General features: G+C 66.8%; 11 protein-coding genes. 4 read left to right on the top strand and 7 right to left on the bottom strand.

From position 1 onward, the window contains the following. Positions 1-45 precede the first annotated feature (45 nt). A complete protein-coding gene (locus tag EYE40_RS00545; RefSeq protein ID WP_130980117.1) occupies positions 46-867 on the top strand; it encodes a hypothetical protein in 822 nt (273 codons plus the stop codon). Here the strand turns inward: EYE40_RS00545 and EYE40_RS00540 are convergent. From EYE40_RS00540 to mtrA, 7 genes are all read right to left on the bottom strand, one after another. Further along, positions 864-1,304, bottom strand: coding sequence for a DUF488 domain-containing protein (locus EYE40_RS00540; RefSeq protein WP_130980116.1), 441 nt, complete (start codon positions 1,302-1,304; stop codon positions 864-866). The genes EYE40_RS00545 and EYE40_RS00540 overlap by 4 nt on opposite strands. Before the next feature lie 288 nt (positions 1,305-1,592). Further along, positions 1,593-4,382, bottom strand: a complete 2,790-nt coding sequence (gene secA, locus EYE40_RS00535; RefSeq protein WP_130980115.1) for a preprotein translocase subunit SecA — start codon at positions 4,380-4,382, stop codon at positions 1,593-1,595. Between the two features lie 176 nt (positions 4,383-4,558). Continuing rightward, on the bottom strand, positions 4,559-5,266 hold the full coding sequence (gene hpf / locus EYE40_RS00530; protein WP_130980114.1) for a ribosome hibernation-promoting factor, HPF/YfiA family: 708 nt from the start codon (positions 5,264-5,266) through the stop codon (positions 4,559-4,561). 94 nt (positions 5,267-5,360) lie between these two features. Beyond that, complete coding sequence (locus EYE40_RS00525; RefSeq protein WP_130980113.1) at positions 5,361-6,035, bottom strand: ComF family protein; 675 nt, start codon at positions 6,033-6,035, stop codon at positions 5,361-5,363. Between the two features lie 62 nt (positions 6,036-6,097). Next, positions 6,098-7,762 carry an LpqB family beta-propeller domain-containing protein gene (locus EYE40_RS00520; protein ID WP_161972326.1) on the bottom strand — a complete coding sequence of 555 codons (1,665 nt, stop codon included), beginning with the start codon at positions 7,760-7,762 and terminating at the stop codon, positions 6,098-6,100. A gap of 13 nt (positions 7,763-7,775) precedes the next feature. Continuing rightward, a complete protein-coding gene (mtrB, locus tag EYE40_RS00515; RefSeq protein ID WP_130980111.1) occupies positions 7,776-9,377 on the bottom strand; it encodes an MtrAB system histidine kinase MtrB in 1,602 nt (533 codons plus the stop codon). A 7-nt stretch (positions 9,378-9,384) separates the two neighbouring features. Further along, a complete protein-coding gene (mtrA, locus tag EYE40_RS00510; protein ID WP_130980110.1) occupies positions 9,385-10,071 on the bottom strand; it encodes an MtrAB system response regulator MtrA in 687 nt (228 codons plus the stop codon). A 164-nt stretch (positions 10,072-10,235) separates the two neighbouring features. Between mtrA and EYE40_RS00505 the strand changes: the two genes are divergently transcribed. Genes EYE40_RS00505 through EYE40_RS00495 form a run of 3 tightly spaced genes read left to right on the top strand, consistent with a single transcriptional unit; the run spans position 10,236 to position 13,314 of the window. Then, positions 10,236-11,486, top strand: a complete 1,251-nt coding sequence (locus EYE40_RS00505) for a hypothetical protein (RefSeq protein WP_130980109.1) — start codon at positions 10,236-10,238, stop codon at positions 11,484-11,486. Continuing rightward, on the top strand, positions 11,483-12,136 hold the full coding sequence (locus EYE40_RS00500) for a DUF4129 domain-containing protein (protein ID WP_130980108.1): 654 nt from the start codon (positions 11,483-11,485) through the stop codon (positions 12,134-12,136). Before EYE40_RS00505 ends, EYE40_RS00500 begins: the two co-directional genes overlap by 4 nt. After that, positions 12,133-13,314: a DUF4350 domain-containing protein gene (locus tag EYE40_RS00495; protein WP_130980107.1), complete on the top strand. Its 1,182-nt coding sequence runs from the start codon at positions 12,133-12,135 to the stop codon at positions 13,312-13,314. The genes EYE40_RS00500 and EYE40_RS00495 overlap by 4 nt, the downstream gene beginning before the upstream one ends. The last annotated feature ends 1 nt before the right edge of the window (position 13,315 follow it).

Genomic DNA, 13,315 nt, shown 5'->3' with positions numbered 1-13,315 from the left:
GACAGAACGGGATTTGTTCCCACCACCCTAGACAAAGGCCGAAACGTGGCGATCCGTGGAGAAACCGCTCGCGTAGTCGTCACGGTGAAAACTTCACCCCAACCATCAGCCAAGTACGGAGACACAGTCTGCGTAGCCGGTATCCGCATCGATGGGGGGCGATCGGAATGGATCCGCCTCTATCCGATACCGTTTCGCTATTTTGGCGCGGAGCGAAAGTTTGCGAAGTACGACATCATCGAGTTGACGGTGCGCCGACGCCATGAAGACGGTCGCAACGAGAGTTACTCTCCGGAGTGGGACTCGATCGAGACGATCGAACATTTGCACACCTGGGCGGATCGCGTCCCGTATCTAAGAGATGTCGACCAAACATCGACCTGCGAACTCCAATCTGGCACTGCGGGCAATCCGAACGGCCCGTCGCTAGGACTCGTCCCGGTGCTAGATGTCAGCAAGATGGAGTTCGAAGATCATCCGGGATGGACTGTCGCAGAGCAAAGCAAGATCAGCAACGCGCTTTCACAAGTGGATCTCTTCGGGAACGGTTCCGTGCCGCCGCGCCTCGAATCACCGAGATTCAAGGTTAGATATCGATACCGCTGTTCAGACCCCCGATGCACTGGTCATCAAGGCCAGATCTTGGATTGGGAGATGACCGAGCTTCAGAGACACCTCAAGTCTGATTCGGATGCGACAGCGAAAAGGAAGATTACCCAGAAGTACTTGGAGATGATGTTCGCATCCAAGCGTCATACAAGTTTCTACATGGGCAACTTCGAAAACGCGAGACGCCGCGAGAAATTCAGTGTGCTCGGCGTTTACTACCCGGAAAGGTCGACTGCATCGACCCTAAGCCTCTTCTAGTCATCCAGCGCTCTTCTGACTTCAGCGAGCACTTCATGCCTATGACAAGCAAGTTCACTTTTTTCGAAACAAAGCACTGCCACATGTGTGGTTCGCGCCAACGAGGCAAGCATGTTCACAGCCGCTACGGCGTCTGGAGTGCCGAGCAGCTGACTGAACCTTGCCCGCGCTTGCTCGCCCTCTGGGGTGGAGGTCTCCGCGTATCCAGCGCGGTTGTCACGCGGGTTGCCCAATTGCGGCAGGTGCAGGTACGAGATGTTGTTTGCCACCATCAGCTCGCTTAGCCGCTTCTTGGAAAAGCCAGGCTTCCTAGAAATCGCGTTTAGCCGGACGTCAACGAGGACGGTGACACCCCACCCGATTAGTTGAGACGTCAAGTCTTCTACCGAGGCGCCCTCATATCCGATGCCGATTATTCCGGCGCTCTCATCCCACACGACTCAATCCTGTCATGGGTTGGATAGCCGCGATTCCGATCTACGTCGCGACTCCCGCCCAGTGCTGAAGAGTGCACCGAGACTGCCGTAAAGAGTAGTGCTGTCGCGCCGCCCACGCGACCGCGATCAATGCGCTCTGACTTCGGCTTCGCTTGATTTAGTCTCGGCTTCGCTCGACCATCGGCGAGCTAAACTCTGGGCACTAACGCGAAAATGCGGCAATCGGGGAGCCTGAGAACCAGAACTCCCCGATTGCCGCAATTCGAGGGGTGAAACTAAGGGGCGGGGCTACTTCTTGCCCTGGGCGCGACGCTGGGCACGGTTGACGGGAGCCTGCGCTTCGGGGGCACCGTCATCCAGCTTCTGGCCGAACGCACCGGTGCCGCCACCGGCCGGAGCCTGCGCGACAGCCTGCTGGCGCTGGGCACGAGCGGTCTCGGCCTTCTGCACCTGGCCGCGCTGGTTGCGCACCTCGACCTCGCCGTTGGCATCAGCAGACGGTGCCGAGTACGACAGCTTCTCGACCGGAGCGCTGTTGTTCTGCAGGCCGCGGGCCGCGATGGCGTTGGCGCCGTCTCCGGTCACCTCGACCTCGAGGTTGAACAGGAAGCCGACCGACTCCTCGCGGATCTGGCCCATCATGCTCTGGTACAGGGCGAAACCTTCGCGCTGGTACTCGACCAGCGGGTCGCGCTGTGCCATGGCACGCAGTCCGATGCCGTCCTTGAGGTAGTCCATCTCGTAGAGGTGGTCGCGCCAGCGGCGGTCGATGACCGAGAGAACGACGCGGCGCTCGAGCTCGCGCATCCCGGGCTCACCGAGCTGCTTGGTGCGGTTCTCGTAGGCGACGTGCGCGTCGGAGAGGATCTCGTCGCGCAGCATCTTCTCGCTGATCTTGCCGCGCGAACCGGCCTCCTGTACGACCTCGTCGATCGTGATGCCGACCGGGTACAGGGTGCGCAGCTCGGTCCACAGGGCGTCGAAGTCCCAGTCGTCGGAGTGGCCCTCGGCCGTGTGCACGTCGACGACCTCGGTCACGACGTCATCCAGGAAGCGCGTGACGCGATCCTGCAGGTCGTCACCCTCGAGGATGTGTCGGCGGTCACCGTAGATGGCCTCGCGCTGGCGGTTCAGAACGTCGTCGTACTTGAGCACGTTCTTGCGGATCTCCGCGTTGCGCCCCTCGACCTGCGACTGCGCCGACTGGATGGCCCGGCTCACGATCTTCGACTCGATGGCCACATCGTCGTCGATGCCGCCGCGGCCCATCAGGCTCTCGGCTGCGCCGCTGTTGAACAGGCGCATGAGGTCGTCCTGCAGCGACAGGTAGAAGCGGCTCTCGCCCGGGTCACCCTGGCGGCCGGAGCGACCGCGCAGCTGGTTGTCGATGCGGCGCGACTCGTGGCGCTCGGTGCCGAGCACGTAGAGGCCACCGACCTCGACCACCTTCTGGGCTTCGCTCTCGACGTCGGTCTTGACGGTCGCGAAGACGTCATCCCAAGCAGCTTCGTACTCTTCGGGGGAATCGATCGGGCTGAGTCCTTTGTCGTTCATCTGGGCGACGGCGAGGAACTCGGCGTTACCGCCGAGCATCACGTCGGTACCACGACCGGCCATGTTCGTCGCGACGGTGACGGCGCCGAGGCGACCGGCCTGGGCGACGATCGCGGCCTCACGCGCGTGGTTCTTGGCGTTGAGCACCTCGTGCTTGACGCCGCGCTTGGCGAGCATCTTGGAGAGCAGCTCGCTCTTCTCGACGCTGGTCGTACCCACGAGCACCGGCTGGCCGGCAGCGTGGCGAACGACGATGTCTTCGACGACCTGCTCGAACTTGCCCAGCTCGCTCTTGTAGACGAGGTCGGGCTGGTCCTTGCGCAGCATCGGCTTGTTGGTGGGGATCGCGACAACGCCGAGCTTGTACGTGCTCATGAACTCTGCGGCCTCGGTCTCGGCCGTACCGGTCATGCCCGACAGCTTGCCGTAGAGGCGGAAGTAGTTCTGCAGGGTGACGGTTGCGAGGGTCTGGTTCTCGGCCTTGACCTGAACGCCCTCCTTGGCCTCGATCGCCTGGTGGATGCCTTCGTTGTAGCGGCGGCCTACGAGGATGCGGCCGGTGTGCTCGTCGACGATGAGCACCTCGCCGTTCATGACGACGTAGTCCTTGTCCTTCTTGAACAGGGCAGAAGCCTTGATCGAGTTGTTGAGGAACGAGATCAGCGGCGTGTTGGCCGACTCGTAGAGGTTGTCGATGCCGAGGTAGTCCTCGACCTTCTCAATGCCGGGCTCGAGCACACCGACGGTGCGCTTCTTCTCGTCGACCTCGTAGTCGACGTCGGCGACGAGCTTCTTGGCGAGGCCCGCGAACTCGGTGAACCAGCGGTTCGCCTCGCCCGATGCGGGGCCGGAGATGATGAGCGGGGTGCGGGCCTCGTCGATGAGGATCGAGTCGACCTCGTCGACCACGGCGTAGTAGTGGCCGCGCTGCACCATGTCCTGGGCCTGCCACGCCATGTTGTCGCGCAGGTAGTCGAAGCCGAACTCGTTGTTCGTGCCGTACGTGATGTCGGCCGCATACTGCTGGCGACGCTCCTCGGGGTTCTGTCCGGAGAGGATGACGCCCGTCGTCATACCGAGCGCCCGGAAGATGCGTCCCATCAGCTCCGACTGGTAGCTGGCGAGGTAGTCGTTGACCGTGATCACGTGCACGCCGCGCGAGGCGATGGCGTTGAGGTAGGCGGGGAGCACGGCGACGAGGGTCTTGCCCTCACCGGTCTTCATCTCGGCGATGTTGCCGAGGTGGAGCGCGGCGCCACCCATGAGCTGCACGTCGAAAGGGCGCATGCCGAGGGTGCGGCGCGAGGCCTCGCGCACGGCGGCGAAGGCCTCGGGAAGCAGGTCGTCGAGCGACTCGCCGTTCGAGTAGCGCTCGCGCAGCTCAACCGTCTCGTTGCGGAGTTCGTCGTCGGTGAGCGCAATGAAGTCGTCTTCCAGCTGGTTGACGGCTTCCGCATAGTTCTTGAGGCGACGAAGAAGTCGTCCCTCACCTACACGAAGAACGCGTTCGAGAACGTTGGCCACGGGTACTCCACAACTGTTGCGTGTCCACGCGAGACGTCGCGGGACTCCTGAGTTCTGCACATCCGCACTGATCCGAGGTGTCTGTGACAGCCGTCGGATCAGTGCGGTGCAATCTTACTCAGCCCCGCGCTGGGTTTTCTCTGCGCGGGGCGCCTTTCGCCGTGGGCGTACCGGCTTCAGCGAGACGCAGCCGTGCGGTTCGACGCCTCGGTGCGTGCGACGTCGCGCGCGTCCTCGGCGTTCTCATCGAGGCCGATGATTCCGTAGTCCCAGCCCTTGCGGCGGTAGACGACGCTCGGGCGGTGGTTCTCCTTGTCGATGAACAGGTAGAAGTCGTGGCCGACGAGCTCCATGTAGTACAGCGCGTCGTCGACGGTCATGGGCTCGGCGGCGAACACCTTGGAGCGGATGACGACCGGCGAGTACTCCTCTTCGTCTTCCTCGACGGCGGCGCCGTCCACAACGGGGATGGCGCCGGTGCGAACCTTCTCGAGCAGCTCGGGTGCCGCCGGCGTGATGTCGACGACGCGGAAACCGTCACTGGATGCCTCGCGTAGCGACACCGGACGGTGCTTGCCACGGTGGACCTTCTTGCGGTCCTTGGCCTGGCGTACGCGCTCGATCAGCTTCGCCATGGCGAGGTCGAAGGCGACGTACTTGTCTGAGCCACTCGACTCGGCGCGCACGAGCGGGCCGGGTCCGATCAGGGTGAGTTCCACCCGGTCGTCGCCGCTCGACCCGCGAGTCTCGTGGTGACGGCTGACCTTGATTTCGAACGCGATGGCCTTGTCGGAGAGGTTGCCGATTTTCTCGGCCTTTTCAGTCGCGTAATCACGGAATCGATCGGTGACGCCCAGATTGCGTCCAGAAACGGAAATTTCCATGGTGACCTCCCAGCCGTAGGACGCGCTGCCTGGGGTACCAGGCGGTCGAACTTTCGCGCCTTTTCGTTCACCGTAGTCCTGCCTTGTGGCAAAGTCACGAGAACCTTCTGGGAGTCGTCGATGAGGCACCGAAACGCTTGGGGGTGAATGCTATGACGGCTGCTCCGCACACCTCGCCGCCCGCCGCCCGCACCGCGCGGGCCGCTTCGACGAGGGTCGCGCCGGTGGTGAGCACGTCGTCGACGAGCAGCACCGAGACGCCGGCGAGGGAGCCACGAGCGCGAAACGCACCCTCGCGGTTGGCCCGTCGCTGGTCGACGGTGAGGGTCTTCTGGCGGGCCGTCGGGGCCGCGGAGACGAGGCCGGCGGCCCGGCCGTATCCTGCGCGGCGGAGCAGGGTCGCGATTGGCAGGTACCCGCGGCGACGCCAGGCAGCGCGACCCGACGGCACTGCCAGGAGCTCGACGGCGACGTCGGGCGGCAGGGCCGCGAGGGCGTCGGTGATCGCGGCCGCGAGGGGGCGGGCGAGGTGCGCCGCGACATCCGTTCGCCCCTGCTCCTTGAAGAAGAGGATGCACCTGCGCACGACCCCCTCGTAACGCAGTGCGGCGCTCACGCGCGTTCCGTCGTGCAGGAGGTGCCGGGTGGGCTCGGCGACGAACGCCGGACGACAGCTCGCGCACAGAGCACGGTCGGCCTCACCGCAGCCGGCGCACTCGACCGGCTGCACAACGGCCCACGCGTCGAGCAGCGCCTCACGGATCCACATGGGTCAAGCGTGACGGCGCTCCGGGCAGCAGGGCGCGCCGGGAGACGATCTGTGCACACCCGCTACTGCTGGGTGGCGACGAAGGAGCCGGAATTGCCGGTGCCCTGCCAGACCGTTCCCCGCGGGTAGAACAGCTCCCCGCTGTCGGTGAGCACCCGCAGGCCGTCCTCGCCGCCGTTGCCGCCGACGATCGCGCTGCCGTCGGGCACGTTGCCGAGGTTCTCGCTCGGGCCGCCGATCATCCAGGTCGAGACCGTGGTGTCGTCGCCGCTGCCGGAGAGCGTTGCTACGGTGCGGTCGTCCACCCAGGTCGCGTCGATCGGCGTCGCGCCGCCGACCGGCAGGTCGACCAGTTCGCCGAGCGAGACCGGGATGGACTCGAGTCGGCTGATACCCGCCATGAGCAGGCGCGGGCCGCCCGCCGTGGAGAGGTAGAGCAGGATGCGGGCTCCATCGCGGGAGACGTCGATCGAGAGAACGCGGGCGTCGGCGGGCAGGTTGGTCTGCACTTCCTTGCGCTCGCCGTCGAGGCTGAACACCTGGATGGCGCGAGCGCTCGACCGGGGCGCCGACCAGATGAAACCGAAGGTGTCGATCGAGGGGACGGCCAGGCCGCCGCGCTCGTCGACGCGCAGCGGCTCCACGCGCCCGGGCCGCACAGCCCAGACGTTGCCGTTCGCGAGAACGGCCATCGCCGAACCGCCGCGGGATAGCGCTCCGCCCGAACCGTCGATCTCGATCACCTTGGCACTCAGCTGCCGGATCGGCGTGACCTCGTCGTTGGTGATGAAGCCGAAGTCGTTGCCCTTACGCACAAGCGGCAACGGGTTGACCTGCAGCGAGGAGCTCGCCGCGGTGCCACCCGAGTCGGGAATGCCGAGCGGCGATCCCTCGACGGTGAGAGCGACGTTGGTGACGCTCGCGAGGCTCGAGAGGCTGGCAGACAGCTGCTGCCGCATGCGTTCCCTGTCGCGTTCGTTGGCAGAGGATGCCACGTCGCTCAGGTCCACCGTCGCGACACCCGACTCGACGCTCACCCTGCCCTCGCCCACCACCGTTCCCGCCGGGAAGGCGGAGAGCAGGATGCCGTTGGCGTACCAGGCCGACGGCCCCGTGAGCAGCGAGGCGACAACGCGGAATGAGATGTCGGCACGGTTCGGGAACCAGCGGAGATCCGGCACGAGGTAGTTGAAGCTCGGGTCGAAGAAGTAGAGCGCGTGCTCGCGGAAGACCTGGGCGAAGTTGTCCTCGAGCAGAACGATGCCGGGCGGCGCCTGCGCGATGCGCCACTCGCCGTCCTCCTGCACGAACGTGAAGGGCAGGGTCGCGTTGGCGGACTCGCGCTCCTGCTTGTACTGCCCCTCGCGGTTGACCGAGGCCGAGGTGCGGAACGAGTAGTCGACCCGGGTCTCGGAGACGGTGACCGGCGTGCCGGCACCCGTGCGGATCGAGACGCCCGCATCGGGGTCCCACTCCTCGGCGAAGTCGGCGGCGAGGAAGCTGCGCGAGAGCCCGTAGTCGTTCTGCGGGTTGGTCGCGGCGAGCACGAAGTTGGTGACGATCTCCTCCTGCGTCGCACCCTCGCGCGGACCCTGCGGGGAGAACCCGATGGTGACATCGACGTCGTCGGTGATCTCGGGGCCGGCGACGGGACTGCTGGAAAGCGGGATGCCGCCGCATGCGGCGAGCGCGGACATCCCGACCAGCATCGCGAGAATCGAGGCCATGCGCCTGACAGGCTTATTCATCGGGACCCACCTCCACGGGCGGCAGTTCGAGTGGTGAGGACACGAGTTCGACACCACGCTGTCGCGGAAGGGTCAGGCGGAAGCAGGAGCCCTCGCCCGGAGCGGACCAGACCTCGAGCCAGCCGCCGTGCAGCGCGGCGTCCTCGAGCGAGATCGCGAGTCCGAGGCCGGTGCCGCCGGTGACGCGCTGGCGGGACGGGTCGGCGCGCCAGAACCGGTCGAAGACGCGTTCCATGGCCGCGGGCGTCATCCCGACACCGTAATCGCGCACGGCTATCGCGACGGCGGCTTTGTCGCTGTCGACGAACACCACGATCGGCTTGCCCTCGCCGTGGTCGATCGCGTTGCCCAGCAGGTTCTGCAGGATGCGGCGGATGCGGCGCGCGTCAACGTCGGCCTCGAAGTATCCGCCCGGCGCCTCGAGGCGCAGCTCGGAGCCCTTGGAGGTGGCGAGGGTGTCCACCGACTCGATCGCGTCCTCAACGAGGCGCACCAGACTCGTGGGCTCGGTCTCCATGTCGACGGCGCCCGCGTCGTAACGGCTCATCTCGAGCAGGTCGGCGAGCAGCAGCTCGAAGCGCTCGACCTGGGTGTGCAGCAGCTCGGCGGTGCGGGCCGTCGCCGGCGGGAAGGTGTCGCGCTGGTCGTAGAGCACGTCGCCCGCGAGACGGATCGTGGTGAGCGGTGTGCGCAGCTCGTGCGATACATCGGACACGAACCGCTGCTGCACCTGGGACAGCGCGGCGAGTTTGGTGATCTGCCGCTGCATGCTGTCGGCCATGCCGTTGAACGATCGGGCGAGCGTCGCGATCACGTCTTCGCCGCGCTCGGGGATGCGCACCTCGAGCTGCCCGGCTGCCAGGCGTTCACTCGTCTCGGCGGCCATGCGCACGGGACCGACGACGAGACGCACCACGATGTAGGTCACCCCGCCGATCAGGATGATCAGGGCGGCTCCGCCGAACCACAGCGTCTGCTGGATGAAGGTGAGCTGGTCCTGTGTGGAGCTGAGGTTGAAGACCAGGTACATCTCGTACCGGCCCGAGCGGGGCACGTCGAGAGCCGAGCCGACGATGACGCCGGGATCGGTGCTCCCGTCGGCCTGCGGCATCGGGATCGATTGCCAGTACAACCGACGCTCGGTGGAGTCGGCGACGAGCGCGCGCAGCTCCGGCGAGATGTCGCGCTCCACGTTGATGGCCTCGCTCACCTGGTCGATCGGCAGGTTGGCGCCCGGCTGCCCTTCCGTGCGCAGGATGGCTATGAGCGTGTCCCCCGGTTCCGGACTGGACGAGGCCTGCAGCGCGCCCTGCGACGCGAGGCTCATGGCGCGCTCGAGGTCGATGTCCTGGTTCTGCTCCGATCCGTCGAAACGGAACTGCGCCGCCACGTTGGAGCGCGCCGAACTCGCGAGCACCTGGTCGAGCCGCGACTCGAAGGCGTTGTTGCCCACGCTGAAGGACATATAAGTGCCGATCACACCCACGGCGATCGCCGAGAGCAGCACGGTGATCGCCACGGTGCGCAGTTGTAGGGATGACCGCCACAGGCCTGCGAGGCCGCGGAGCCACGCTCGCCAGTCGAAGTCACGCATGGTCTGCTCAGGCTGGGGTGGGGCCGCCGGCGCGATAGCCGACACCGCGCACGGTCATCACGATCTTTGGGTTGTCGGGGTCGAGTTCGACCTTCGCCCGCAGTCGCTGCACGTGCACGTTCACCAGCCGGGTGTCGGCCTTGTAGTGGTAGCCCCAGACCTGCTCCAGCAGCATCTCGCGCGTGAACACCTGCTGCGGCTTGAGCGCGAGGGCGAGCAGGAGTTCGAATTCGAGAGGCGTGAGGTTGATGCGCTCGTCGCCGCGGCGCACCTCGTGCCCCGCGACATCCAGAAGCAGGTCACCGACAGTGAGCGAACCGGTGGGCGAATCGGGCGTCGGACGCAGGCGGGTGCGGATGCGCGCCACCAGCTCCTTGGGATTGAACGGCTTGACGACGTAGTCATCGGCACCGCTCTCGAGCCCGCGCACGACATCGGACGTGTCGCTCTTTGCGGTGAGCATGATGATCGGCACCCCCGACACCTCGCGGATGCGCGCACAGACCTCGATGCCGTCGATGCCCGGCAGCATGAGGTCGAGCAGCACGAGGTCGGGCTTTGCGGCGTGGAAGGCGTCGACCGCACCCGTGCCGTCCGCGCAGAAGAACGGTTCGAAACCTTCGGTGCGCAGCACAATGCCGATCATCTCCGCGAGAGCGGTGTCGTCATCGACTACAAGAATTTTGGCGTTCATAGCCCTCATCATTGATCGGACCGGCATGTCGGGCATGCGGGAGCTTTCGCACAAGAGTAGCCGAGTGTGAAAGCATGAATAACGAGTACACCGTCATCGGCGTCACCAGGGGGCACAGCACAGTGACTGACAACACAGAATGGCACGCACCAGGGGGCGCACCCGTGCCTTCCCCGGACCAGCCGTTCGCACCGCCGGTCGCCCCCGGATTCGGACCGCCCGCCGCCTACGCCGCCCCGATCGGGCAGCCCGGCTGGACCCCGCCGCCGCGCCCGGGTCTCATCCCGCTGCGGCCGCTGAACTTCGGCACTCTGCTCGGCGCCTCGTTCCAGGTGCTGCGCCGCAACCCCCGACCCACCTTCGGTGTCGGCCTGCTGCTCAACGGCGGCGTGACCCTGCTGTTTGCTGCGGTCGTCGGCGTGATCGCCTACTTCACCTTCAACCGCATTCAGGCCGCGAGCGTCTCCGACCAGGACACCATCATCGCGGGCGGCCTCGGCACCGGGCTGCTCGCGAGCCTCGTACCACTCGTGCTGTCCCTCGTGGTGAGCGCGATCATCCAGGGCATCGTCTCGCTCGAGGTGGCGCGCGCGACACTCGGCGAGAAGCTGACCTTCGGCGGACTGTGGCGTCTTGCCCGCGGCCGCCTCGGCGCGCTCATCGGCTGGTCGTCGATCCTCACCGGTGTGCTGCTCGTGGCGATCATCGTGGCCGCGCTGCTGCTCGGACTCATCGCGGCCCTCGGCGGTGACCTCGGTGTCGGGGTCGCAATCGTGCTCGGCCTGCTGCTCGGACTGGGCGGTGCGGTCATCTCCGCGTGGATCGGCACGAAACTCTCGCTCGTGCCGAGCATCCTGATGCTCGAGCGGATCACGCTGATGCAGTCCATCCGCCGGTCGTGGACCCTCACCAACGGCTTCTTCTGGAAGACCTTCGGCACCCAGCTGCTCGTCAACGTCATCGTCAATGCCGCCGCCCAGGTGGTCTCGGTGCCGGTGTCGATCCTCGCCGGCTTCGCGACCGCGCTCACCAACCCGAACGGCGACGAGTCGGCGGCCATCGCACTGCTCGCCGTGACCTACGGCCTCTCGTCGATCATCGGGCTCATCTTCGGCGTCATCGCCGCGGTGGTGCTGTCAGCGGTCACTGCACTCATCTACGTCGATATCCGCATGCGCAAGGAGGGGCTCGACCTCGAGCTGTCCCGCTTCGTCGAGGCCCGCCACGACGGCGACACGAACGCGCTGAACCCCTACGAGCGGCTGGCCCAGAATGCGGGCTACCCCGCCCCCTCCACGGCGCAGTACCCGCCACCCACGACCGCGCAGTACCCGCCACCATCGGCGACACCTCCTGGATACGGCCCGCCGACCACCACGCCCATCCCGCCGACCGACCAGTCGCCCTGGGCATGAGGCCCCACCAGACCGTTCTCGCGAGCGTTCCCGTCGATCCCGATCGCCCCGAGGCGCAGCAGTGGCTGCTCGACGAGCTCGCCAAGCCCGAGTACCAGGCCGCCCGACCTACCTGGTTCGACCTCGCCGCGCGCGCGGTCATGGACTGGATCACCTCGCTCGAGGTCTTCGGCGTCTCCGGTCCGCCCGGGCTGGTACTGCTCGTGGTGCTGGGCATCGCGGTCATCGGGCTGGTGCTCGCCTTCCTCATCTTCGGCGTGCCGCGCCTCGGCCGTCGCAGCCGCGTGACCGGCAGCCTGTTCGGTTCGGATGACGATAGGGATGCCGCCGCCATCCGCCGCAGCGCGGAGAGCGCCGCGCGTTCGGGTGACTATTCGCTCGCGATCGCCGAGATGTTCCGCTCCATAGCCCGCGGCCTCGCCGAACGCACCGTGCTGACGACGAGCCCGGGCACCACCGCCCACGAGTTCGCGACGCAGGCGGGCCGGGCCTTCCCCGCCGAGGCCACAGCACTCTCCGCAGCCTCCGCAGCGTTCGACGGCGTGCGCTATCTCGGGCAGGACGGCACCGCCGAGCAGTATTCCGCGGTCTCCGCACTCGAGATCCAGCTGCGCTCGGTGCGTCCCCAATTCGACACGGTCGACGCATGACCACGACGCTCGACGGGCGGGTGATCACGCCGACGGTGTTCGCGACCATTCGCCGCTGGCTGTTCTGGGTGGGCGCGGCGGTGCTCGCCGTGCTGATCGTGCTCGGTGGGATTCTCGTGCAGGGCGCTGCGACCGAGCAGGAGTTCTTCTCGGCCACCAACCCCGGCCCCTCGGGCACGCAGGCGCTCGTCGAGGTGCTGCGCGACCGCGGGGTGGATGTAGTGGTGACCGACAGCCTTGCCGGCACTCTCGCCGCATTCGAGGGCGAGGATGACGCGACCCTGCTGTTCTTCGAACGCGACGTGTTCCTCGACGACACGAAGCGCGAGGCCGCGCTCGAGCTCGGCTCCTCGGTGGTCCTCGTGACTCCGGGATTCTCGTCGGTCGACGCTCTTGCCCCAGGCGTCACGCTCGCGGGCGCGACCGACGCAGACACCCTCGACGCGGGCTGCGCGCTGCCGGTCGCCGAGCGCGCGGAGACGATCAGCGCAGAGGGTGACGGCTACCGCCTGCTCGACGACGCGGAGGGCGTCACGGAGTGCTTCACCGACGGCGACGTGTCCTCCCTGCTGCAGCTCGACAACGACGACCGCACGATCTCGGTGCTCGGCGCCGCCGCCGCGCTCACCAACGAGCACATCGGCGAGGTCGGCAACGCCGCGCTCGCACTCGGCCTGCTCGGCGAGAACGACACCCTCATCTGGTACATCCCCGGACCCGGCGACGTCGACTCGTCCACCGCGACCCTCGGCCAGCTGAGCCCGCCGTGGGTGCTGCCCGCGATCGGCGTCGTGGGGCTCGCCGTGCTCGCCGCGGCGTTCTGGCGTGGCCGCCGCTTCGGTCCGCTCATCGTCGAGAACCTGCCGGTCACGGTGCGGGCCAGCGAGACCATGATGGGTCGCGCACGCCTCTACGCCTCGATCTCGGCGCGCCTCCGCGCGCTCGATTCCCTGCGCATCGGCAGTGTCACCCGGATCGGTGCGCTGTGCGGCCTGCCGCGCGCCGCGACCGTCGAGGAGATCGTGGGGGCGGCGGCCGTGGCATCCCGTCGGCCGATCGCCGAGGTTCGGCACCTGCTGCTCGAGGCGGAGCCCGCGAACGATCGCGAGCTCATCGCCCTCTCCGACGACCTTCTCGACCTCGAACGCAGCATCGCCGAGAACATCCGGCCGAGCTGAC

The sequence above is a fragment of the Glaciihabitans arcticus genome, from assembly GCF_004310685.1.
Taxonomy (GTDB): Bacteria; Actinomycetota; Actinomycetes; order Actinomycetales; family Microbacteriaceae; genus Conyzicola; species Conyzicola arctica.
This window is presented reverse-complemented; position numbering and strand designations above follow the sequence as displayed.